The sequence below is a fragment of the Aquimarina spinulae genome, from assembly GCF_943373825.1.
Taxonomy (GTDB): Bacteria; Bacteroidota; Bacteroidia; order Flavobacteriales; family Flavobacteriaceae; genus Aquimarina; species Aquimarina spinulae.
In genome coordinates, this window is record NZ_CALSBP010000002.1 from 3,521,783 (window position 1) to 3,547,606 (window position 25,824).

Consider the following 25,824-nt stretch of genomic DNA (forward strand, 5'->3'; position numbering starts at 1 on the left):
GCAATATAAAAAGAAGATTAATCAAATTAGCGTCAAAAACTATAATAAATATAAAAAGAAATGCCGCCAAAAACTGACGGCATTTCGCCCCAAAATAAAATTGATAACAATGTATCAACTGCTATAAATACGATAGTAATTCTTATATATAGTATATGATTTTTTTAAATTGTAATTAAGCCCTAAAAAGGAATATGAAACGAAGTTACAAATAAAAATCTTAGTTCTAAAAGAAATTGTTAAGATTTATGCCGGGTAAAGGCATGATTTTAACGCTTTTTGGTTGTAAAATTTATTTATCGTTAATTTTTACTTAAAAAATAGCCGCAAATTAAAAAGGAGGGATAGCTTTGTTTAATAATTAAAATCTTACAACAAATTATGCGTTGGTTAGTCCCTATAATTCTATACATACTTATTGAAACTTATGCATATCAAGCCATTCGTACTATTACCAAAAATCAATGGGTGCAAATAGGATATTTAGTATTGTCATTGCTTATTTTGAGTTATGTGATTTATATTTTTGCTAACTATGATCGCAGTGTCGGTCCAACCAAATACACATTAAGAGCTAGTGCTCTTTTGTTACTCACTTTGGTGCCTAAATTAATTATGATTTTGTTTTTATTTGGTGAAGACATTATTAGAGTTTGTGTGGCTGGGTATAATTATCTTACAAACACTTTTTTTGAAGGTACAGCTACTCAATATTTTCCAGACCGTAGAAAATTTATAAGCCAACTGGCACTTGGTGTTGCTGCAATACCTCTTGGGGGATTGTTACACGGGATTTTTAGAGGGAAATATAATTTTAAAGTGATACGCCATGTGTTGCATTTTGAAGACCTCCCTGCTGCATTTGATGGATTTAGAATTACACAAATTTCAGATATACATTCTGGAAGTTTTGATGATGCTGCCAAGATCGAATATGCAGTGGATTTAATTAATGAACAAGAAACAGATTTATTGTTATTTACCGGAGATATCGTGAATACTGTAGCAGAAGAAATGGATGATTGGATAGATACTTTTAAACGTATTAAAACACCCAAATATGGCAAATACTCTGTTTTAGGAAATCACGATTATGGAGAGTATGTTACCTGGAACAGTCAGGAAGAAAAAGATGCAAATTTTGAAGCAATAAAGGAAGTTCATACTAAAATTGATTTTAATCTGTTACTTAATGATAGTACTTTTGTAGAAAAGGATGGTGAGCGTATTGCCGTGATAGGAGTAGAGAATTGGGGGCATAACTTTAAGAAAGCTGGTGATTTAAAAAAGGCTTCTGAAAAAGTGACCAAAGAAGATTTTAAAGTCTTGTTAAGTCACGATCCCTCACATTGGGAATATGAAGTAAAGAAACATTCGGATCATTACCATCTTACATTAAGCGGGCATACCCATGGATTTCAATTTGGGATTGAAATTCCCGGATTTGTACGATGGAGTCCAGTGCAATATGTATATAAACAATGGGCAGGGATGTATGATGAAATGGGAAGATATCTGAATGTAAATCGAGGTTTTGGATTTCATGCTTTCCCGGGACGGGTTGGTATATGGCCCGAGATTACGGTTATTGAATTGAGAAAAGGATCTAAAGGTAAAGGCGCATAATTCAGAAAGTGTTATATTTACAACTGTTTAATGGCCAATTATTAAAGGCCCAAACATAAAAGTTTTTGAACATGTCAAAGTTTGGAGATATAATAGGTATTGAAGTTCCTGTCTTATTAGACTTTTTTACCGAATGGAACGAACCCTCTCTGGCAATGCATCCTGTGTTAAGGGATGTAGCTGCGGCACTTGGAGATAAAGGGAAAGTTATAAAGATTGATGTAGATAAGAATGAAGAGTTGGCTACTGCTTTACGTATTAAAGGACTTCCTACATTAATGATTTATAAAGAAGGTGAGATGGTTTGGAGACAAAGTGGCGAGCAAGATGCTAATACACTTATCGGTCTCATGAAAGAGTATGTTTAAACCTAGATGGTATCAAAAACATATCCTCTTTTAGAAAAATGATCTAAAACCTCAGGTAGCACGGCTGTAAGATTTTTTGAGGCTTTTATGCTATCATGAAAAACAATAATGCTTCCCTGTTGTGTGTTTTGGAGCACATTTTGTAAACATTCTTCTGGTGATATTGTTTGTTCCCAATCTTTTGATAATACATCCCAAAGTATAATGTTATATCCTAACTTTTCTAGTGCTTTAAATTTGGTACGGCTTATTTGTCCATATGGCGGTCTAAATATTTGCTGTATATCTTTCTTAGGTGAATATTCCTGAATTAGATTTTGACAATCTATAATGTTTTCAAGGTACATTTCTAGACTAGTTTTCCAGGCTTTTAAGTGATTCATAGTATGATTACCTATAGCATGACCTTCTGCCAGAATCTGTCGAAAAACTTCGGGATGTTTTCTAATATTATCACCTATACAAAAAAAAGTTGCTTTGGCATTATATTGATTTAACTGGGTCAAAACAAATTCTGTAACACCCGGTATGGGGCCATCATCAAAAGTTAAATATAGCTTCTTTTCATTATTCGCATAAAGATCCCAGATATAATTCGGGAGAAGCTGTTTAATAACCTTAGGGGTTTTATTTGGAATTATTTGCACTATGAATGTACTAAAAAAGTGAGCCTTATAAAGACTCACTTTTAATAATTAGTTTGCTATACTATCTAAAGAATCTAACGATTTTTCCTGGTTTTGAAACTCTTTAATAAGATCTTCTTCTTGTTGTTTACGTATGGCTTCATCATCATCATATTCTTCATCTTCAGAATAGAGTCGAGTAAACAATCTTAGGTATTTGTTAAACTCATCTGCTTTTTCTTCTATCATTTCCCGATCCTGATTGATTAGTAATAAATCAACTACACTACGATAACGTTCTACATTAGTTACGATCTCTTCGGCATAACGATATTGATCTTTAAGTTCTAAGCTACCAAAATAGGTGAGTTGCTCCTGGTATTTTTTTGCTAGTTTTATCCATAAGTCTCGAGCTTTTTGTTTTTCTCCTATCTCGTAATATCCAGAAATATAAGGCTCTACCAGAGTGTAATACTCATAGTATTCGATTGGCATTTTATCCATTGCCAGATCCAAAATTTCTTTGGCTTTATCTTTTTTATCCTCTTGAATTAAAGCCTCTACAAGTCTTGCTAGATTACTACGATATGTAATTGCATTTTTCCTGGTTTCTGGATCATGATATATATTCGGATCATTACTATTACCCCAATCCCAACTAGTTACGTTTTTATACATAAGATCAGTATCTAATCTACCCATTTCAAAAGGATTTCGAGGATTTACCTTAGTACGAATAGGGACTAATTTAAAAGTAACCCCATCTAATTGCAGGTAATCTTTCATCCATAAGAAATCATCATCCCCATAACTTCCACCAGTAAAATAAATAGGCCTTTCCCAATTGTTATTAGCGATAATATCCAGCATCAAAAGACGATTTTTGAATAATAAATCCCCATTAAGGTGAATATCAATATAAGGTACAATAAGATCAGCATCTTTTTGAGCTACAATACCATTTCTAAGCACCGCTTCTTTGTCTACAGGAATTCGTATGTGCTTAGTAGGAAATGTATTTACTTTTTTACCACTTTGCAAATCTCCTTTAGTTCGAGGGTCATCTGTTTCTATCCATCTCATCCAGTTTTTGATAAGCATGGTGTCAGAAGTTACAGGTTTGTGATAAATAGCATCGTTATTTCCGAATCGATAGAATTCATGAGTTAATTGAGAGGGGATAGGTTTTCCTTCGTATGCAGCTTTTTTCATTTGGTCTATATACCAATCTGTTGCAAAAAGGCTTGTGTTTACGGTTCTAACGTCTGTACGGTAACCTTCAATTTCTTGTGCATACCATAGCGCAAATGTGTCATTATCTCCTATCGTAAATAGTATGGCATCTTTTTGACAAGATTGCAAGTACATTTTTGCCATAGATTGTGCAGTATATCGATTTGAACGATCGTGATCATCCCAGTTTTGTGCTGCTAATAATACTGGTACAGCCAATAGGCAAGCCACAGTAACTATAGGAGCAAGTATTTTGGGTTTTAAGTATTTTTTAAGTAAATCAAACAAGGCATATACACCAAACCCTATCCAGATAGCAAATACATAAAATGACCCTACCAGTGCATAATCTCGCTCTCTTGGTTCAAAAGGTCTTTCATTAAGGTAAATTTTTAGTGCTAAGCCTGTAAATAAGAAAAAAATGAGCAAAACCCAGAATTTTTTCTTATCTCTTTGTAGCATAAATACAAAACCAATTAACCCTAGTAGTAATGGTAAGAAGTAGTAGGTATTGCGAGCCTTATTTTTAAGAGCATCACTAGGTAAATTATCTTGAGATCCTAATCGAATTTCATCAATAAATTTAATGCCACTAAGCCAATTTCCTTCTAAATCGGTAAGTTTACCCTGGTTGTCATCTTGTCGTCCAACAAAATTCCACATAAAATAACGCCAGTACATATATCCCATTTGGTAATCAAATAAATATACTACGTTATCCCCAAAAGAGGGTTTTTCTACATTGATATAATTACCAAACGATTGTAAAAATTTATTATAATCATCATTATCTAATTTCCCTGTAGCATATTCTCTTCTAAATTGAGTAACGGCATTAAGTAATTCTTCTTCACCTTGATACTCGGGCTTGATTGTGAATTTAATTGGCCCGGTAAACTCCATATAATTGGCAATATGCTCTGTGCTCCACATTCTTGGTAAAATGGCTTTATGTGCATCATCAAGATTTTGTTTTGCATTTTTCCAATCGTTAACTATAATATACTTTCCGGTTTTAAGATCTTTTTCATATTTCGGTTTACCATCTTCGTATGGATTGTTCTCATCCAGACCGGCATAGATTTCTGTAAATTGAGGCCCATAAAAAAGATGGGTTTCTGGGTATTGTTCTAAGTTATAATATGCCAGAAGCTCTCTTGCGTTATTAGGATTATTCTCATTAATTACAGTTCCGGCATTTGCTCGTATAGGTAACATAACCCAGCTAGAAAATCCTATTAGGATAAACATAACACATAATAACAATGTGTTTAATTGTGGGTAACTTTTTTTACGAGTGTATTTTATGCCAAAATAAAAAGCTGCAGCGATTATTAATCCGGCAATAATGGTTCCTGAATTAAAAGGCATACCTATAGAATTAACAAAAAAGACTTCGGCTGCACCAAAGAATTTAAGTGTAGAAGGTAATAGAAGTTTAAAAATAAACAATAATATAGCTACAACAGCGATATTGGCAACAATGAAATTTCTGATAGTAATTTCTTTGTAATTTTTGAAATAATATAATAACCCTATTGCAGGGATAGACAGTAGTCCCATAAAGTGAACACCGAAAGATAGTCCAACGATAAAAGAGATTAATAGTAGCCATTTATTACCTCTAGAAGTATGCATGTCTCGTTCCCATAATAATCCAAGATAGAAAAGAACAGATAAAATACAGGTGGCCATTGCATATACTTCGGCTTCTACAGCATTAAACCAAAAGCTATCTGTAAAGGAAAAGGCGAGAGCCCCTACCATACCACTACCTAGAATAGCCATTGCCTTACCTTGTGTTAATTCTTCATCTTTAACGATTACTTTTTTGACAAGAATGGTGATCGACCAAAACATAAAAAGGATCGTAAATGCACTAGCAAACGCAGAAGTCATATTTACCATAAATGCAATTTGTGTGGGATCTGATGCAAACGCAGAAGCAAAAGCTCCAATCATTTGAAAAAGGGGTGCCCCTGGTGGATGGCCAACTTGTAGTTTTGAAGAGGTAGCAATGTATTCTCCTGCATCCCAAAAACTAGCAGTGGGTTCTACCGTCATTGCGTAAACGCATAAAGCGATGGTAAAAACAATCCATCCTAATATTTTATTCCACTTGGTAAAGTTGAATGTGCTCATAAGATTTATTCAGTTATATAACGTGTGGCGAATTTAATAATAAAAATACTTTAACCTTAGTTTTTTTAGGAAACGCTTAACAGAAGTTTATATTTTAGACATATAACAACTGTTTTGTGGATAGATTATTGATTTAGTAGAATAAATTTTAAAAAATGTTTGCAGAGCCAAAAGAAAATTTTAAATTTGCACCCGCAAACACGTATTGGCCTATGGTGTAACTGGCAACACGTCTGGTTTTGGTCCAGAAGAGTCTAGGTTCGAGCCCTAGTAGGCCAACAAAAAAGGAGCAAATTTATTTGCTCCTTTTTTTATTTTATGTTGTGAAGACATTAAATTTTAAAAGTCAACACCGGTCTTTTTGCGTGATTTACAACATCTTCACCTAAGCTTCCGTTAATAAAATGTGATATTCCTTTTCTGCCATGAGTACTAATGCCGATCATGCCCGCATTGATAGAATCGGCAAAATTAAGTATTCCTTTTTCTACCGTATTATCGTTATAGATGTTTAAACTATACCCCTCTATTGCCAGGTTAGAGATCATATTATTCATTTTCTCTTCGGTTTCATAAGTAGTTTTAAATCCATTAGCTGTATTTACCCATACTAAATGAAGCTTTGCTTGAATTGATTTAGAAAAATCGTGCGCTGCTAAAAGGCATGGTTTATCTTCATCATCAAAATTTGTAGCATATACAAAGTCATTAATTCCAAAAATATCACAATCTTCTTTGATGACTAATACCGGTTTTTTTGATGTTCGAACCACTTTTTCTGCATTAGAGCCTATAAATAATTCTTCAAAACCGGAAGAACCATGAGATCCCATGATAATAATATCTATATTATTTTTGGTACTCGAATTGATAATCCCATGTAGTACATCTTCAAAATTTACAGTCTCAATGACGTCAATATCTTTTAAATAATCCTGGTTTAATACTTCTTCAAACTTTTTATGGGTTTGCTTCATGAAAAAAATGGCTTCGGGCGCAGGTCCTGGTGCTCCAGAAGACATTAGATCTGTAAGATGCATAGGGAGCTCTAAAATATGTAACAGATAGATTTTAGCGTTATTTTTTTTTGCTATTTGAGCCGCCACTTTTAGTGCATTTTCGGCTTGTTTAGAAAAATCTGTAGGGACTAGTATGCTTTTGATCATAATACTGCTTTTTTGAAATGTGTTATTTGTTTATCACTCTGGATTTAGAACGTATTGGTAATTATATGCTTAAAGTAAGAAGCTACTTATATAGTATATCTTAAATTTACGAATAAATTCATTCTTAGCGATATTTTGTATATAAGATATTATTACTATCTTTGCACCGTTGAAATTAAAAAACCAGGATGAGGGGACGAAAAGTCCCCTCTTTTTATCTATTTATGTCATTAAAAGACAAAGTTCAGAGTTTATTAGAGGGGGCACTTCGAGAAAATCCGTCCCTATTTCTAATTGAAAGTAAAATTCATCCCGATAATAGTATTGAAATTATTATTGATGGAGATGATGGTGTGAAAGTAGAAGATTGCATTGCGGTAAGCAGAGCAATTGAACACAATTTAGATAGAGAAGAAGAAGACTTCTCTCTTCAGGTAATGTCTTCAGGTGTTTCTGAAGGTCTGAAACATATTCGACAGTATAAAAAGAATGTGGGCAGAAAACTTAAGGTAAAAACAACCGAAGAAACAATCGAAGGAGAGTTAATCTCAGTGACCGAAGATGCAATTGTCTTAACGTGGAAAACACGAGAGCCTAAGCCAGTAGGTAAAGGTAAAGTAACCGTTACTAAAGAAGCTAATATAGCTTATGAAAATATTGTAGAAGCAAAAGTTATGATAACATTTTAATTATAATATATTGATATGGAAAATATCGCATTAATAGAATCATTTTCAGAATTCAAGGATGATAAGTTTATAGATCGTGTTACTTTAATGTCGATCTTAGAAGATGTATTTAGGAATGCTCTAAAGAAGAAGTTTGGTAGTGATGACAATTTCGATATCATTATAAATCCTGATAAGGGAGATTTAGAAATTTGGAGAAACCGTATTGTAGTAGGAGATGGAGAAGTTGAAGATGGTAATCAAGAAATATCACTAACTGAAGCACAAAAAATAGAGCCTGATTTCGAGGTAGGAGAAGATGTATCAGAAGAAGTTAAGCTTATAGATTTAGGAAGACGTTCTATATTAGCATTACGCCAGAATTTGATTTCTAAAATCCATGAACACGACAATACTAATATTTATAAACAGTTTAAAGAATTAGAAGGAGAGATTTATACTGCAGAAGTTCATCATATTCGTCATAGAGCGATTATAATGTTGGATGACGAAGGTAATGAGATTATATTGCCTAAGGATAGACAAATACCTTCTGATTTTTTCAGAAAAGGAGAAAATGTACGAGGAGTAATCGAATCTGTAGAGCTTAAAGGTAATAAGCCATCTATTGTTATGTCTAGAACATCGCCTCTGTTTTTAGAGAAATTGTTCGAATCAGAAATACCAGAAGTATTTGATGGATTAATTACAGTTAAAAAAGTAGTTAGAATTCCTGGAGAAAAAGCAAAAGTTGCTGTAGATTCGTATGATGATAGAATTGATCCTGTAGGAGCATGTGTTGGTATGAAAGGTTCTCGTATACATGGTATCGTAAGAGAATTAGGTAATGAAAATATTGATGTTATTAATTATACAAATAATTTGCAATTATTTATTACCAGAGCGTTAAGTCCTGCAAAAGTAACTTCTATAAAGATTAACGAAGAGACCAGTCGAGCAGAAGTAATGCTAAGACCAGAAGAAGTTTCTAAAGCTATTGGTCGAGGAGGTCATAATATTAGATTGGCAGGGCAGCTAACAGGTTATGAGATAGATGTATTTAGAGAAGGAGTAGAAGAAGATGTAGAGCTTACAGAGTTTTCTGATGAAATCGACTCGTGGATTATTGAAGAATTTTCTAAAATTGGTTTGGATACAGCAAAGAGTATTTTAGAACAGGATATTAGTGATTTAGTAAAGCGAACTGACCTTGAAGAAGAGACAGTAAGCGAAGTGATTAGAATATTAAAATCTGAATTTGAAGATTAATAATCACAATTAATTATATTTGAGCATTAAATAAAAGGCATTTATGGCTGAAGCAGGAACAATGAGACTAAATAAAGTATTACGCGAATTCAATATCTCGCTAGATCGGGCTGTTGACTTTTTGAACTCAAAAGGTCATGAGATAGATGCGCGTCCTACTACGAAAATTTCTTCGGAGATTTATCAGCTCTTGTTTGATGAATTTCAAACGGATAAGAGTAAAAAAGTAGCTTCAAAGGAAGTCGGAGAAGAAAAGAAGAAAGAGAAAGAAGCGTTGCGAGTGCAGATCGAAAATGAACAGGAAGAAAAGCGTAAGCGTGCAGAAGCTCGAGAAGTTGTAAAAGCCAAAGCTCAATTAAGTGGACCTAAACAAGTGGGTAAGATTGAACTGGAAGGAGAAAAGCAAGAAGATAATACTGCAAAACCCGAGGAAAAAGCAGTTGAAGCTCCTAAGGTAGAGAAGGTAAAAGAAGAGGTAAAAGAAAAGGAAGAGGCAAAAAGCAAAACTCCAGAGGTAGTTTCAAATAGGCCTCAGAAAAAAGGAATTAAAATAACGCGACAAGCGCCAAAAGAAATAAAAGAAGATAAACCTGTAGAGCCTGTTGTGAGTAAAGACAAACCTGAAGCCCAGAAGTCAGAAGTAGAATCTGAGGTTTCTGTAGAACCAGAAAAGGTTAAAACTCAATATAAGAAATTAGATGGCCCTAATTTTACAGGTCAGAAAATTGATTTAACTCAATTTAAAAAACCAGCTAAAAAGAAAGAAGATAAATCTGATAAGAAATCTTCGAATGCAGGTGATGCAGCAAAAAAACGCCGACGAAGAATTAGTAAAGAAGGAGGTGGTTCTCAAGGATCTGGCGGTGGTAGACCAGGAGGTCAGTCTGGCGGTGGTAACCGAGGTGGAAATAGAGGAAGAGGACCGGCAAAAGGTAAACGACCTGCTATTGTAAAAGAAGAGCCAAGTGAAGAAGAAGTACAAAAACAAGTACGAGAAACTCTTGAAAAATTACAAGGAAAATCTAATAAGTCAAAAGCGGCTAAGTATCGTAGAGATAAGAGGGATCAGCACCGTCAGAAAGCAGAAGATGATGTAGCACAACAAGAACAAGAAAGTAAAGTACTTAAGGTAACAGAATTTGTTACGGCTTCTGAGGTTGCTACGATGATGAATGTGCCAACCACAGATATTATTTCAGCTTGTATGTCATTAGGAATAATGGTGACAATGAATCAGCGTTTAGATGCAGAGACTCTTTCTATTGTAGCAGATGAATTTGGTTATGAGGTTAATTTTGTAACCGCAGATATCGAGGAGTCTATAGAAGAAATTGTAGATGCTCCCGAGGATTTAGAAGAAAGAGCACCAATTGTAACTGTGATGGGGCATGTTGATCATGGTAAAACATCTCTACTTGATTATATTCGAGAAGAAAATGTAATAGCTGGCGAGAGTGGTGGGATTACCCAGCATATCGGAGCTTATGGAGTGCAGTTAGAAAATGGGCAGAAAATAGCATTTTTAGATACACCTGGTCACGAAGCATTTACAGCAATGCGTGCACGTGGTGCGCAAGTAACAGATTTAGCTATTATTGTAATTGCAGCAGATGATGATGTGATGCCACAGACCAAAGAAGCGATTAGTCATGCTCAGGCAGCAGGAGTTCCTATTGTGTTTGCTATTAATAAGGTAGATAGACAAGAAGCAAATCCTGAAAAGATAAAAGAAAAACTAGCTTCTATGAATTTATTAGTAGAAGATTGGGGAGGAAAAATCCAATCCCATGATATTTCTGCTAAAACTGGATTAGGAGTTAAAGAATTACTTGAAAAAGTACTTCTTGAAGCAGAGATACTAGAACTTAAAGCAAATCCAGATCGATTAGCGTCGGGTACAGTTGTCGAAGCATTTTTAGATAAAGGGCGTGGTTATGTGTCTACTATTTTAGTACAAACAGGTACGCTTAAAATAGGAGATTATGTTCTTGCAGGTAAAAATAGCGGTAAGATTAAGGCGATGCAGGATGAACGAGGAAATAGCGTAAAAGAAGCAGGACCTTCTACACCGGTTTCAATTCTTGGATTAGATGGTGCTCCACAAGCAGGGGATAAGTTTAGTGTGTTAGAAGATGAGCGAGAGGCTAAGGATATTGCTTCAAAACGAGCACAATTACATAGAGAGCAATCTGTACGTACACAACGACATATTACACTAGATGAGATCGGGCGTCGAATTGCATTAGGAGACTTTAAAGAACTTAATATTATTCTTAAAGGAGATGTTGATGGTTCTGTAGAGGCATTAACAGATTCGTTCCAGAAATTATCTACAGAAGAAATTCATGTAAATATCATTCATAAAGCAGTAGGAGCAATTACCGAAAGTGATGTATTGCTTGCATCTGCATCTGATGCTATTATTATTGGATTTAATGTTAGACCAGCTGGTAATGCCAGACAGGTTGCAGATAAAGAAGAAATTGATATCAGAACATATTCGATTATCTATGATGCGATTAATGATCTTAAAGATGCGATGGAAGGAATGCTTTCTCCGGTAATGAAGGAAGAAGTTACAGGAACTGCAGAAATTAGAGAAACATTTAAGATCTCTAAAGTTGGCACAATTGCTGGATGTATGGTTCTTACAGGTAAACTTTTTAGAAATTCTGGTGTACGCCTGATTCGAGAAGGTGTTGTAGTATATACTGGTGAGTTTGCTTCTTTAAAAAGATTTAAAGATGATGTAAAAGAAGTAGCAAAAGGATATGACTGTGGTCTGCAAATTAAAAACTATAATGATATTAAAGAAGGTGATATAGTAGAGGCTTATCAAGAAGTAGCTGTAAAGAAGAAACTATAATATCTAGAATAAAATTTAGTGAATAATAAAACCCGATGTGAAAACATCGGGTTTTATTATTTATGAATAAGAAAGAAGAGTCTTTATTTTTTTTCTGGTCTAAATATAAATGCATTAGGGAATTTGGTGTGTACCTCTTTTAATGCTCTGTCAGCTTCAAGCCTTGTGCGATAGTTTCCCATCCATACTTTATAATTAGGTGTTTCCCATTGGATCGATGAACTCCATTTCGGAAAAGCTTCTTTTGAAGCTCTTATTATTTCATTTGCCTTATTTAAATTACCATAGTATAACTGAATCTTGTAGCGATCACTAAATTCTCCATCTTTTTCCATTTTAGATTTTATATCAAGAAGCATTTTTATTCGTGGATCTTGATTGATAGTTACAGACGCTTCTGGTTGAGGTAATATGTTTACAGGCACAAAATCGGGCTGATTTGGAGCTCCAGGAGTGATATTTGTGGTCTCCTGAGCGGTTAAAGTGCTGGTAATTATAAGGTAAAAACCAAACAGAAAAATATGGTTTGTGGTGTTTAACATTCTCATTACAAATTGATTTGATGCAAAGGTAAAGTTTAATAACTCAAAATCATTAAAAAATATTATTTAGAATTGTTATAAATTAACAGTTAACGGTTCTCTAACATTTCCAAAATCGACTAATTATAGTACTTTTGTCGTCGAATTAAAAGTGCCGGTTTTATATCTTTTTTAAGATATTAATGAAAAAACCATACCAAAATTAAGACGATAATTCTACTTGATAATATGAAACAGGTGAAACACCGAAATTCAGCCTCTAAAATCCTAATCCTAGGAACTGTTTTTTTATTTACTTTTTTTAACCCTGTCTTTGGGCAGGATGAAGCGGCTGTTGATAACGCTGCTGTAACTGAAGCTTCGTCTGGAGGAGATGTAGCTAAGGGAGAAGAGTTGTTTAAATCACTTTGTGCGGCTTGTCATAAGCGTTATAAAAAATCAGTTGGTCCTGCTCTTTTTGGAGCAACTGATAAGTATGACAGAGCATGGTTGTATTCATGGGTAAAAAATAGTGCAGCTATGGTCGCTTCTGGTGATGCTCAAGCTGTTGCTGTTTTTGAAGAATATAATAAGACTGCAATGAATGCTTTTCCGCAGTTAACAGATGGTGATATTGATAATATTTTGGCCTATGTAATGGTGCCTAAGGCTGATCCGCCTGCACTTGCTCCGGGCAACGATACTGCTTCTGGAGGTGGTGGAAACTCTGGAGTTTCTTCTAATGTAATTTTAGCAATATTAGCATTGGTGTTTTTGATGCTGGTTGTGGTTTTATTCCTTGTTAATAAAACATTAAGAAGCTTTGCAGAAGCTAATAATGTAGAGTTGCCACAAGCAGAAGAAAGAACTCCAATCTGGAAAGCATTTATTCAAAACCAATTCTTGGTTATGGTTACTGCTATTTTCTTGTTGCTTGCGAGTGGTTACTTTGTATATGGATACTTTATGCAAATTGGGGTTGACCAAGGGTATCAACCTGTTCAACCAATACACTATTCTCATAAAATTCATGCCGGTGATAATAAGATAGAATGTAAATATTGTCACTCTTCTGCAAGAGTTAGTAAAACATCGGGAATTCCTTCGCTTAATGTTTGTATGAACTGTCATAAGTCTATTAGTGAGGTAGCTGATGCTACTGCAACAGAAGAATACTCTAAAGAATTCTATGATGGTGAGATTCAAAAATTATACAAAGCAGTAGGTTGGGATACAGATACACAAGCGTATACTGGTGATACTAAGCCAGTAAAATGGGTTCGTATTCATAATCTTCCTGATTTTGCATACTTTAATCACTCTCAGCACGTAAGTGTTGCAGGAGTAGAATGCCAGACATGTCACGGTCCGGTAGAGGAAATGGAAATTATGTATCAGCATGCTCCACTTACTATGGGGTGGTGTATTAATTGTCATAGAGAGACCAATGTAAAAGTTGCTGATAATAAGTATTATGAGAAAATTCATAAAGAACTTTCTAAAAAATATGGTGTTGATCAATTGACAGCTGCTCAAATGGGTGGTCTGGAATGTGGTAAATGTCATTATTAATAATAAAACAATTGTTTTTCGTAAACGGAAGAATAGTAAGAAGCTAATATCAATTATATATGTCATCAAACAAGAAATACTGGAAAAGTGTTGAAGAGCTAAACGAAAATAGCTCTATTGTTGAGACGCTACAACAAAACGAATTCGTTAAGGAGATTCCTACGGATGAGTTTTTAGGTGATAAGTCATCATTAGAAAATTCATCGACTTCTCGTCGTGATTTTCTTAAATATGTAGGTTTTAGTACAGCTGCTGCTTCATTAGCAGCATGTGAAGGTCCTGTTAAAAAATCAATACCTTATATAGTTCAGCCAGATAGAATAGTGCCTGGAGTTGCTAACTATTATGCTACTACAATAGCAGATGGGTATGATTTTGCTAGTGTTTTAATAAAAACCAGAGAAGGTCGACCTATTAAAGTAGAAAATAATAATCTTGCAACATCTAATGGTGATGCAAATGCTAGAGTTCACGCTTCAGTATTATCATTATATGATAGTTCTCGTCTTCAAGGACCTAAAAAAGGGACAGAAAATATTAGTTGGGATGAGCTTGATAAAGAAGTAGGCGCTAAGTTAAATAGTCTTGGAAGTAAGCAAATTGTTTTATTAACTCAAACATATGCCAGTCCATCTACTTCAAAATTGATTTCAGAATTTAAAGCAAAATATCAAAACGTTAAACACGTAGTATACGATGCTATTTCTAATAGTGAGGCTTTGGATGCATATCAAATGATGTATGGAGAAAGAGCTCTTGCAGATTATGATTTTTCTAAGGCAAATACGGTAGTAAGTATTGGTGCTGACTTTTTAGGAGATTGGCAAGGAGGAGGATATGATAGCGGTTATGCTAAAGGACGTATTCCGAAAAATGGAAAAATGTCTAAGCATACCCACTTTGAGGCAAATATGTCTTTAACAGGAGCTAATGCAGATAGAAGAATACAAGCTACTCCTTCACAACAAAAACAAGTGCTTGCTGCACTATACAAATATGTAACGGGATCTGGTTCTAAAGGAGCTTTAGATTCTAAACTGGATGCAGAAGTAGTTAAAGCTGCTAAGCAGATTCAAAAAGCAGGAAGCAATGCTGTAGTAGTTACAGGGATTCAGGATGTTGATGCACAATTGGTAGTTTTAGAAATTAATAAAGCAATCCAAAGTAAAGCTTTTAGTAAAAATACTCCACGTACAATACGTCAAGGAGATGCTAAAGCAGTTGCTCAATTGGTAAAAGATATGAATGCAGGACGCGTTGGTGGTTTATTAATTGCCGGTGTTAATCCAATGTATTCATTGCCAAACGCAAATGAATTTAAAAGTGGTCTTGAAAAAGTAGATATATCTGTAGCATTTAGTATGCATGATGATGCTACGGCTGAGTTATGTAACTATATTGCAACAACACCTCATTATTTAGAATCTTGGGGAGACGTTGAGTTGAAAAAAGGAAGTTACAGCTTAATACAACCAACTATTCGACCATTATTTGATACAAGACAGCTTCAGGAAACATTATTAAAATGGACTGGTAATTCATCTACCTACCATGATTATATAAAAAGTGCGTGGACGGGTATTCTTGGAGGTACTTCCTGGAATCAAGCTCTTCATGATGGTGTATTGGTAAAACCAGCACTTCCAAAACAAGAATTAGTAGATGCACTTGAAGCACCAGAAGGAGATGTGGCTGATATAGAAGCTGCTCCAGTGCCAACTTCGGCAGGACCAGATGTTGGTGCTGCATCGAGAAGACTTTCTGTTTCGAAATCAAATGGAATAGAACTTACATTATATACAAAAATAGCATTAGGAGATGGCCAACAGGCTAATAACCCTTGGCTACAAGAAATGCCTGATCCTATTACCAGAGCATCTTGGGATAATTACTTAACAGTTTCTAGAGCAGATGCTGCCGAGCTAGGATTAACCAACGAAAATGTTGCAAATGGAGCCTTAAATGGGAGCTATGCAAAAGTAACGGTAGGAGAAGCTGAAGTTGTTGTTCCGGTAATTATTCAACCAGGACAAGCCAAAGGTTCTGTTGGATTGGCTTTAGGGTATGGTAAGTCTAAAGGACTTAAAAAAGATATGATAGTAGGAATAAATGCCTACCCTTTATATCAAAATCTTAATACAGTACAAAACGTTTCAATTACGGCTGCAGAAGGAGTACATGAGTTTGCTTGTGTGCAATTACATAATACATTAATGGGTCGTGGCGATATTGTAAAAGAAACGACTCTCGAAATATTCAATACAAAAGATAAACACGATTGGAACGCAATTCCTGAAGTGAGTAAAAATCATATAGAATATGAAGTTACTTCTCCAGAAGTTGATCTTTGGGATGAATTTGATCGTTCTGTAGGACATCATTTTAATCTTTCAATAGATTTAAATGCTTGTACAGGATGTGGTGCCTGTGTGATTGCATGTCATGCAGAGAATAATGTACCTGTTGTAGGTAAGTCAGAAATACGTAGATCTCGTGATATGCACTGGTTACGTATTGATCGTTACTATTCTTCTCAAGATAGTTTTGAAGGAGATAACAATAAGAAAGATGCAATAGCAGGTTTAGGAAGTTCCTTATCAGAGTTTGGTGAAATGGAAAGTCCATCAGATAATCCTCAGGTAGTGTTCCAACCAGTAATGTGTCAGCACTGTAACCATGCTCCATGTGAGACTGTGTGTCCTGTTGCTGCTACATCACATGGTAGACAAGGACAAAACCATATGGCATATAACCGTTGTGTGGGTACAAGATACTGTGCTAACAACTGTCCGTATAAAGTACGTAGGTTTAACTGGTTCTTGTATAACAACAATGATGAGTTTGATTATCACATGAATAATGATTTAGGTAGAATGGTACTTAATCCTGATGTTACTGTACGTTCTAGAGGGGTTATGGAAAAATGTTCTATGTGTATTCAAATGACGCAAAAAACTATTTTGGATGCAAAACGAGATGGTAGAGAAGTTAAGGATGGAGAATTCCAAACAGCTTGTTCTGCTGCTTGTTCATCAGGTGCTATGGTATTTGGTGATGTCAATGATAAAGATAGTGAAGTAGCTAAACTTAAAGAGGATGATCGTATGTATCACTTACTAGAGCATGTTGGGACTAAGCCTAACGTTATGTACCATACCAAAGTAAGAAATACTACGGAAGCTTAATTAACTAATTAAAGAATCAATTCAATTATAAAGGATTATGTCTCATTACGAAGCACCTATAAGAAAACCTTTAGTAACCGGTGATAAAACATACCATGATGTAACTTTGGATGTAGCAGCAGCGGTAGAAGGAAAAGCAAATAAATCTTGGTGGATTGTCTTTTCTATTTCACTTATTGCTTTCCTTTGGGGGATAGGGTGTATTATTTACACAATATCTACAGGGATAGGAACCTGGGGATTAAACAAAACAGTAGGATGGGCCTGGGATATCACCAACTTTGTTTGGTGGGTAGGTATTGGTCACGCCGGAACCTTGATTTCAGCAGTACTACTGTTATTTCGTCAGAAATGGAGAATGGCAATTAACCGTTCTGCAGAAGCGATGACGATTTTTGCCGTTATTCAAGCAGGATTATTCCCGATTATTCACATGGGACGTCCTTGGTTGGCATATTGGGTATTACCAATACCAAACCAGTTTGGATCACTATGGGTGAATTTTAACTCGCCATTACTATGGGATGTATTTGCAATCTCTACATATCTTTCTGTATCACTGGTATTTTGGTGGACCGGATTGCTACCAGATTTTGCAATGATTAGAGACCGAGCGATAACTCCGTTTACAAAAAAAATATATGGACTTCTATCTTTTGGATGGAGTGGAAGAGCAAAAGACTGGCAACGTTTTGAAGAGGTATCTTTAGTACTTGCAGGTTTAGCTACACCATTAGTACTTTCTGTACATACCATTGTATCATTTGATTTTGCTACTTCGGTAATCCCAGGATGGCATACCACGATATTTCCACCATATTTTGTGGCTGGAGCGGTTTTCTCTGGATTCGCTATGGTGAATACACTGCTTATTATAATGAGAAAAGTATCAAACCTAGAAAACTATATCACCATTTTACATATAGAATTGATGAATATTGTCATCATGATTACTGGTTCTATTGTTGGTGTTGCCTATATAACAGAGCTATTTGTAGCTTGGTATTCTGGAGTTGAATACGAACAATATGCGTTCCTTAACAGAGCAACAGGGCCGTATTGGTGGGCATATTGGGCGATGATGACATGTAACGTGTTCTCACCTCAGTTTATGTGGTTCCCAAAATTAAGAAGAAGTATAATGTTCTCTTTCTTTATCTCTATTGTAGTAAACATAGGGATGTGGTTTGAACGTTTTGTGATCATTGTAACATCACTTCATAGAGATTATTTACCATCATCATGGACAATGTTCTCTCCTACCTTTGTAGATATAGGAATATTTATAGGAACAATTGGATTCTTCTTTGTCTTATTCTTATTATACTCTCGTACGTTCCCTGTAATAGCACAGGCAGAAGTAAAATCAATTCTGAAATCTTCTGGAGAAAAATATAAAAAACTAAGAGAAGCCGGAAAAGATCACAGAGATGAGTTGCCTAAAGGTAAAGCAGAAGTGGTGAAAGAAAAATCCGCAAAGAAAAAGACTGAAACCAAAGTAGAAGTAAGTGAAGAAGATATCAATAGTCTATTGGGGAACCTGGGGACATTTGATCCATCAACACAAACTGCTGATGATCTTAAAAAAGTTAACGGTATCGGGCCAGTAATGGAAAAGAAACTTAATGAGATCGGAATATTTACTTTTGATCAAGTAAGTAAAATGACTGAAACTGAATACGATTTATTAGATAATATCACTGGATCTTTCCCTGGTAGAGCACAACGCGATGATTGGGCTGGTCAGGCAGAAAAACTTAAAAATAACTAGAAGTATGGCATCAAAAGTTATACATGCATTATATATAGACGACGATATCCTGATGGATGCTGTCAAGAAAGTTCGTGCAGAGCATTATCATATCGAAGAGGTATATACGCCTTTTCCGGTTCATGGACTAGATAAAGCGATGGGGTTACCTCATACACGATTAGCAATTACATCCTTTATGTATGGTTGTGTTGGACTAACAGTTGCAATTTTGATGATGAATTATATCATGATCGAAGATTGGCCTCAAGATATAGGCGGTAAGCCTAGTTTTAGCTATATCGAAAATATGCCAGCATTTGTTCCGATCATGTTTGAGCTTACCGTGTTCTTTGCAGCCCATTTAATGGTGATTACTTTTTATATGAGAAGTAAGCTATGGCCATTTAAAAAAGCCGAAAATCCTGATGTAAGAACTACAGATGATCATTTCTTAATGGAAGTAGATGCAGGAAATCACGATGTTGATCAACTTGCTAGCTTTTTGGGTGATACCGGAGCAGTAGAAATTAAAGTAATAGATAAGGAAGAAGATAACCATTAGTAATAATGAAGAATACTATAAAAATATTAGCAGCGGCAGTAGTGATGATTTGCGTTGTTTCTTGTAAAAAAGATTCAAAGCCTAATTATCAATTTATGCCTAATATGTATGAACCTATAAGTTATGAAACTTATGGTGACTACGGTATTTTTCCTGACGGTCAGGAAGCCATGTTACCTGCCGAAGGCTCAATACCAAGAGGATGGATGCCATATGATTTTGAGAATTCACAAGAAGGTTATTTACTTGCTAAAGACACTTTAAAGAATCCAATCCGATATACAAAAGAAAATGAAGATGCCGGAAAAGAATTGTATGATATCTATTGTGCAATTTGTCATGGAGGAAAAGGAGATGGAAAAGGACCTTTGGTACAAAGAGAAAAGATTTTAGGAGTTCCAAGTTATGATGATATCGGTAGAGCAATTACAGAAGGAAGTATTTATCATGTAATGTATTACGGAATCAACTCTATGGGATCGTATGCATCACAAACTAATGAGCATGAACGTTGGCAGATTGTTCAATATGTACAAAAATTAAAGGCTGACCTCGAAGGGAAAACCCCTCGAATAGATACAGATGCTATTCCTGCTGTTGTAGAGACAAAAGTAGAAGAACAGCATGAATCAACAGAAGATCATAGTAACGCACACTAGTGCACTAGTAAAAAAGTTAAGAATAACGATATTATAAAGATATGTATACGCTATCAAATAGATTAAGATTATTTTCTATCATCCTTATGGTTGTAGGTCTTGTAGGTCTTATTATTGGATTTGGACAAAGACCTGGATCTGTAGAAGAGGTAAAAGAAATGATGGCAGCGCACGACGCTCATGGAGGTGGTCATGGTGAATCACAAGTAGCAGAGAGCAGTCATGGTAATCAAGGACACGGAGAAGAAGATGCTCATGGAGGAGATGCACACTATGAACATGTATTACACCAATTACAAAATAAGCCTTGGGCTTCATTATATGTAGCAGCATTCTTCTTTTTTATGATAGCACTAGGAGTATTAGCATTTTATGCAATACAATTTGCATCACAAGCAGGGTGGTCTCCAGTACTTTTTAGAGTAATGGAAGCGATAACAGCATATTTGGTGCCAGGAGGAATTATCCTTTTGGTAATTTTGGCATTATCAGGATTCCATGTTAATCACTTATTTGTATGGGCAGATCCAGAAGTTGTAGCTCATGATGCATTAATCCAAGGAAAATCTGGCTGGTTAAATAGTTGGGGGTTCATTATCAGAGCTGTTATCTTTTTAGGAGGATGGTTACTATATCGTCATTTCGCTGTTAAATATTCGAGAAAACAGGATGAAGATACAGAAGGGAATAAGTGGTATAAAAAGAGCTTTAAGATATCTGCAGGATTCTTAGTATTTTTTATCTATACAGAATCTATGGCATCTTGGGATTGGATTATGAGTTTTGATCCACACTGGTTCAGTACCTTATTTGGATGGTATGTATTTGCAAGTTTATTTGTTTCTGGTATTACTACGATCGCTTTAATAAGTATTTACTTAAAATCTAAAGGATATTTAGAATTTGTAAATAATAGTCATATTCATGACCTGGCTAAGTTTATGTTTGGTATCAGTATCTTCTGGACATATCTTTGGTTCTCTCAGTTTATGTTGATATGGTATTCTAATATACCAGAAGAGGTGACTTATTTTATTACTCGTATAGAGGATTATAAACTTCCATTTTTTGGAATGTTAGTAATGAATTTTATTTTCCCAATACTAGTATTAATGAATAGTGATTTTAAACGTGTAAACTGGTTTGTTGTAATGGCAGGTATTGTTATTCTTTGTGGTCATTATATCGATGTTTATAACATGGTAATGCCTGCAACAGTTGGCGAATCATGGTTTATAGGTATTAGTGAAATAAGTGCTGTGTCATTGTTTTTAGGACTATTTTTATTCGTAGTCTTTAGAGCATTAACAAAAGCTCCATTATTACCTAAAGGAAACCCTTATATAGAGGAAAGTAAACATTTCCATTATTAAAATTTGAATTGTAAAAAAAGAAGATAGATAAAAATGACTGTATTCTTAACCTTAGTAGTTATAGCACTTTTTGGAATCACGTTGTGGCAAATGTCAAAGATATTGAAATTGTCTCAAGCTAAAACAGATAACTCTCAAGTAGCAAACGACAAAGACAATAATTTGCAAGGTAAGCTTATGCTTGCATTTGTAATATTTCTTTATCTGCTTACCATATATTGTTTTGTACAATATGACTCATATTTCCTTCCAGAATCAGCTTCTGAACACGGTGTTGATTATGATAGATTAATGTTGATCTCGATGGTATTGATTATGATTGTACAGATCCTTACACAGGGATTGTTACATTTCTTTTCATATAAGTATCGAGGTAAAAAAGAAAATAAAGCATTATTCTTTGCTGATAATGATAAATTAGAATTTATCTGGACCATTATACCGGTTATTGTACTTGCTGGATTAATTATATATGGATTGTTTACATGGACCGATATCATGAATATTGATGAAGAAGATGGAGATCCATTAATTGTTGAGTTATACGCGTATCAATTCGACTGGCGTGCTCGATATTCTGGTGAGGATAATGAATTAGGTAAAGCAAATGTTCGTTATATAGAAGGAATCAACACCTTGGGTCTAGATGTTTCTGATACCTACGGAAAGGATGATAAAATTACTAACGAATTACATTTACCTGTAAATAGAAAGGTTATTTTTAAAATGCGCTCTCAGGATGTATTACATTCTGCATACATGCCATTTTTTAGAGCGCAGATGAATGTTGTACCAGGTATGATTACGGAGTTTGCTTATACACCAACTGTTACTTCTGAAGAAATGAGAAACAGTGAGTTTATGGTAGAGAAAGTAACTACGATTAATAAAATCAGAAGAGAAAAAAGTAAGAAACTGGTAGCTGCAGGAGATGAAGCTTTAGAAGAATATACATTCGAATACTATTTGTTGTGTAATAAGATATGTGGAGTATCGCATTATAATATGCAAATGAAGATTATAGTAGAATCTGAAGAAGATTATAAGGCATGGTTAAAAACACAGCCTACTTTTGGAGAGCAATTATCAGCCCAAGCAAGCAACTAAGAAAGAAGAAAATTAATATATTATATTAAAAAGAAATAGCGTTATGTCAGTAACTCAAGGAGATAACCACGATCACGATCACGACGATCACGGACATCATAAAGAAACATTTATTACCAAATATATTTTTAGTCAAGATCACAAGATGATCTCTAAGCAGTACTTGATTACTGGTTTGATTATGGGTATTATTGGTATTGCAATGTCTTTATTATTTAGAATGCAATTGGCATGGCCAGACCACCAGTTTACCATTTATGAAATTTTATTAGGTAAATTTGGTGAGGATGGAGTTATGGATCCGGGGATATACCTGGCTTTGGTAACAATACACGGTACTATAATGGTATTTTTTGTATTAACAGCAGGATTGAGTGGTACCTTTAGTAACCTTCTTATTCCATTACAGATTGGAGCTCGTGATATGGCCTCTGGATTCTTAAATATGATATCATACTGGTTATTCTTTTTAAGTAGTGTTATCATGGTATTGTCGTTATTTGCAGAAGCAGGACCAGCATCAGCAGGATGGACAATTTACCCTCCATTAAGTGCATTACCACAAGCTATAGGAGGTTCTGGAACCGGGATGACATTATGGTTAGTTTCTATGGCGATATTTATTGCTTCTTCTTTACTTGGTTCTTTGAATTATGTAGTAACAGTAATCAACTTACGAACCAAAGGAATGTCGATGACACGTTTACCTTTAACAATCTGGGCATTCTTCGTAACGGCTATAATTGGTATTGTTTCGTTTCCGGTATTATTATCAGCGGCATTATTGTTAATTATGGATAGAAGTTTTGGTACTTCTTTCTATTTAAGTGATATTTATATACAAGGAGAAGTATTGCATAACCAAGGTGGTTCACCAGTTCTTTTTGAACATTTATTCTGGTTCTTAGGACACCCAGAAGTATATATTGTATTACTACCTGCTTTAGGTATTACCTCAGAGATTATAGCTACAAATGCCCGTAAGCCTATATTTGGATATCGTGCGATGGTAGCTTCTATTTTAGCAATTGCATTCTTATCTACAATTGTTTGGGGTCACCATATGTTTGTATCTGGTATGAATCCTTTCTTAGGTTCTGTATTTACATTTACAACCTTATTGATTGCTATCCCTTCAGCAGTAAAAGCATTTAATTATATTACCACCCTATGGAAAGGTAACCTGCAATTTAATCCCGCAATGTTATTCTCAATAGGATTAGTATCAACATTTATTACAGGAGGTCTTACAGGAATTATTCTTGGAGATAGCACATTAGATATTAATGTTCATGATACTTATTTTGTAGTAGCGCATTTTCACCTGGTGATGGGTATTTCGGCACTATATGGATTATTCGCAGGGGTATACCATTGGTTCCCTAAGATGTATGGTAAGATGATGAATAAGAACTTAGGATATGTACATTTTTGGATTACCGCTATCGGAGCATATGGGGTATTCTTCCCAATGCACTTTGTAGGGATGGCTGGATTACCAAGACGTTATTATACAAACTCTAATTTCCCATATTTTGATGATTTAACAGATACTAATGTGTTGATTACAATTTTTGCTCTTTTTGCAGCGGTTGGGCAATTAGTATTCTTGTATAATTTTATTAGCTCTATTTTCTACGGAAAGAAAGCAATTCAGAATCCATGGAAATCTAATACTTTAGAATGGACTACTCCAGTAGAACATATGCATGGTAACTGGCCGGGAGAAATTCCTCATGTACACAGATGGCCTTATGACTATAGTAAGACAAATGAAAATGGAGAATATGTAATTGCAGGGCAGGATTTTGTCTCTCAGATTATTCCATTACAAGAAGGAGAAGAAGAAATGCATCATTAATCTGATGTTTATAAGATATAAAAAAAGCCTTTTCATTTTAATGAAAAGGCTTTTTCTTTTCTGATTAATTAACTGGTATTCGAAGTTGATCGGGAACTCTTTTTATTATATTTGTTAATGACACTCTGGTGTTATATCAATTAAACCAAGATTTAGATAGTAGTAATAAACTTAATACCGATATAAAGCTATCGGATCGATGATAATGAGATTTTATAAATGAACGAAAACCTTGATCCAACAAACGAAAATTTTTCTAGCGAAGACCTGGATATCGAAAGAGCATTACGGCCTCTTGCCTTTGATGATTTTGCTGGCCAGGATCAGGTTCTTGAGAATTTAGAGATTTTTGTTCAGGCGGCAAATTTGAGAGATGAAGCTCTTGATCATACCCTTTTTCATGGCCCTCCCGGGTTAGGGAAAACCACATTAGCCCATATTCTTGCCAACGAATTAGGAGTAGGAATTAAGGTTACTTCGGGACCGGTTTTGGATAAACCCGGAGATCTGGCGGGGTTATTAACGAATCTGGATGATAGAGATGTATTGTTTATAGACGAAATTCACAGATTAAGCCCTATAGTAGAAGAATATTTGTATTCTGCAATGGAAGACTATAAGATCGATATTATGATCGAGAGCGGTCCTAATGCACGTACAGTTCAAATTAATTTGAACCCATTTACATTGGTAGGAGCGACAACACGTTCTGGATTGCTAACGGCACCTATGAGAGCTCGTTTTGGGATTCAGTCGCGATTACAATATTATACGACAGAATTGTTATCTACCATAGTGCAGCGTAGTGCTCATATACTTAATGTTCCAATTTCTATGGAAGCCGCTATAGAAATAGCAGGTAGGAGTAGAGGAACACCTAGGATTGCTAATGCTTTATTGCGTAGAGTGCGTGATTTTGCACAAATTAAAGGAAATGGTAAGATAGATATCGAAATCTCAAAATTTGCCTTAAAAGCACTTAATGTAGATGCTCACGGTTTGGATGAGATGGATAATAAAATTTTATTGACTTTGATTGATAAATTTAAAGGAGGCCCGGTAGGATTAACTACAATAGCAACTGCGGTTAGTGAAAGTCCAGAGACTATAGAAGAAGTATACGAGCCTTTCCTGATTCAGCAAGGATTTATTATGCGTACACCACGAGGTAGAGAAGTAACAGAAGCTGCCTATAAACACTTGGGAAGAGTAAAAGGAGGAATTCAGGGAGGATTATTTTAATAATTTTTTATCGAACATAAACGCT

The 25,824-nt window shown here is 35.0% G+C and carries 18 protein-coding genes and 1 tRNA gene; 15 read left to right on the forward strand and 4 right to left on the reverse strand.

Going from position 1 to position 25,824, the window contains the following annotated elements:
* The first annotated feature begins 381 nt into the window (after positions 1–381).
* Both NNH57_RS20590 and NNH57_RS20595 read left to right on the forward strand, forming a co-directional pair.
* The gene (locus NNH57_RS20590) at positions 382–1,626 is read left to right on the forward strand and encodes a metallophosphoesterase (RefSeq protein WP_074409709.1); all 1,245 of its coding nucleotides are present in this window, start codon (positions 382–384) and stop codon (positions 1,624–1,626) included.
* 71 nt (positions 1,627–1,697) lie between these two features.
* Positions 1,698–1,994 carry a thioredoxin family protein gene (locus tag NNH57_RS20595; RefSeq protein WP_024772315.1) on the forward strand — a complete coding sequence of 99 codons (297 nt, stop codon included), beginning with the start codon at positions 1,698–1,700 and terminating at the stop codon, positions 1,992–1,994.
* A 2-nt stretch (positions 1,995–1,996) separates the two neighbouring features.
* On the opposite strand, the gene NNH57_RS20600 is transcribed toward NNH57_RS20595, so the two are convergent.
* Entirely contained in the window at positions 1,997–2,641 is a 645-nt protein-coding gene (locus NNH57_RS20600) for a polysaccharide deacetylase family protein (RefSeq protein WP_074409708.1), read from the reverse strand.
* 48 nt (positions 2,642–2,689) lie between these two features.
* Positions 2,690–5,995 carry a glycosyltransferase family 117 protein gene (locus tag NNH57_RS20605; protein ID WP_074409707.1) on the reverse strand — a complete coding sequence of 1,102 codons (3,306 nt, stop codon included), beginning with the start codon at positions 5,993–5,995 and terminating at the stop codon, positions 2,690–2,692.
* A gap of 206 nt (positions 5,996–6,201) precedes the next feature.
* On the opposite strand from NNH57_RS20605, the gene NNH57_RS20610 reads away from it, so the two are divergent.
* Positions 6,202–6,274, forward strand: a tRNA-Gln gene (locus tag NNH57_RS20610).
* A gap of 53 nt (positions 6,275–6,327) precedes the next feature.
* Here NNH57_RS20610 and NNH57_RS20615 read toward each other — a convergent pair.
* Entirely contained in the window at positions 6,328–7,161 is an 834-nt protein-coding gene (locus NNH57_RS20615; protein ID WP_306345574.1) for a universal stress protein, read from the reverse strand.
* Between the two features lie 188 nt (positions 7,162–7,349).
* Between NNH57_RS20615 and rimP the strand changes: the two genes are divergently transcribed.
* Genes rimP through infB form a run of 3 tightly spaced genes read left to right on the forward strand, consistent with a single transcriptional unit; the run spans position 7,350 to position 11,964 of the window.
* Positions 7,350–7,850 (forward strand): ribosome assembly cofactor RimP, encoded by a 501-nt coding sequence (gene rimP, locus NNH57_RS20620; protein WP_234423374.1) that lies wholly within the window; start codon positions 7,350–7,352, stop codon positions 7,848–7,850.
* A 15-nt stretch (positions 7,851–7,865) separates the two neighbouring features.
* On the forward strand, positions 7,866–9,098 hold the full coding sequence (nusA, locus tag NNH57_RS20625; RefSeq protein ID WP_074409706.1) for a transcription termination factor NusA: 1,233 nt from the start codon (positions 7,866–7,868) through the stop codon (positions 9,096–9,098).
* Between the two features lie 43 nt (positions 9,099–9,141).
* A complete protein-coding gene (infB, locus tag NNH57_RS20630; RefSeq protein WP_074409705.1) occupies positions 9,142–11,964 on the forward strand; it encodes a translation initiation factor IF-2 in 2,823 nt (940 codons plus the stop codon).
* Positions 11,965–12,047: 83 nt separating this feature from the next.
* Here the strand turns inward: infB and NNH57_RS20635 are convergent, their stop codons facing one another.
* The gene (locus NNH57_RS20635; RefSeq protein ID WP_132065779.1) at positions 12,048–12,512 is read right to left on the reverse strand and encodes an SPOR domain-containing protein; all 465 of its coding nucleotides are present in this window, start codon (positions 12,510–12,512) and stop codon (positions 12,048–12,050) included.
* Positions 12,513–12,734: 222 nt separating this feature from the next.
* Here NNH57_RS20635 and NNH57_RS20640 point away from each other — a divergent pair, with 222 nt between their 5' ends.
* The 9 genes from NNH57_RS20640 (at position 12,735) to ruvB (ending at position 25,799) form a co-directional block, all read left to right on the forward strand.
* Positions 12,735–14,057 (forward strand): c-type cytochrome, encoded by a 1,323-nt coding sequence (locus NNH57_RS20640; RefSeq protein WP_108807925.1) that lies wholly within the window; start codon positions 12,735–12,737, stop codon positions 14,055–14,057.
* Between the two features lie 59 nt (positions 14,058–14,116).
* Positions 14,117–17,242 (forward strand): TAT-variant-translocated molybdopterin oxidoreductase, encoded by a 3,126-nt coding sequence (locus NNH57_RS20645; protein WP_108807924.1) that lies wholly within the window; start codon positions 14,117–14,119, stop codon positions 17,240–17,242.
* 34 nt (positions 17,243–17,276) lie between these two features.
* Entirely contained in the window at positions 17,277–19,013 is a 1,737-nt protein-coding gene (nrfD, locus tag NNH57_RS20650) for an NrfD/PsrC family molybdoenzyme membrane anchor subunit (protein ID WP_074409702.1), read from the forward strand.
* Between the two features lie 4 nt (positions 19,014–19,017).
* A complete protein-coding gene (locus NNH57_RS20655; protein ID WP_074409749.1) occupies positions 19,018–19,557 on the forward strand; it encodes a DUF3341 domain-containing protein in 540 nt (179 codons plus the stop codon).
* A 5-nt stretch (positions 19,558–19,562) separates the two neighbouring features.
* The gene (locus tag NNH57_RS20660; RefSeq protein ID WP_074409701.1) at positions 19,563–20,216 is read left to right on the forward strand and encodes a c-type cytochrome; all 654 of its coding nucleotides are present in this window, start codon (positions 19,563–19,565) and stop codon (positions 20,214–20,216) included.
* A gap of 41 nt (positions 20,217–20,257) precedes the next feature.
* Positions 20,258–21,589: a quinol:cytochrome C oxidoreductase gene (locus tag NNH57_RS20665; protein WP_074409700.1), complete on the forward strand. Its 1,332-nt coding sequence runs from the start codon at positions 20,258–20,260 to the stop codon at positions 21,587–21,589.
* Positions 21,590–21,622: 33 nt separating this feature from the next.
* Entirely contained in the window at positions 21,623–22,696 is a 1,074-nt protein-coding gene (locus tag NNH57_RS20670) for a cytochrome c oxidase subunit II (protein WP_074409699.1), read from the forward strand.
* Between the two features lie 43 nt (positions 22,697–22,739).
* The gene (locus NNH57_RS20675; RefSeq protein ID WP_108807923.1) at positions 22,740–24,557 is read left to right on the forward strand and encodes a cytochrome c oxidase subunit I; all 1,818 of its coding nucleotides are present in this window, start codon (positions 22,740–22,742) and stop codon (positions 24,555–24,557) included.
* Positions 24,558–24,776: 219 nt separating this feature from the next.
* Positions 24,777–25,799 (forward strand): Holliday junction branch migration DNA helicase RuvB, encoded by a 1,023-nt coding sequence (gene ruvB, locus NNH57_RS20680; RefSeq protein WP_108807922.1) that lies wholly within the window; start codon positions 24,777–24,779, stop codon positions 25,797–25,799.
* Positions 25,800–25,824: the final 25 nt, after the last annotated feature.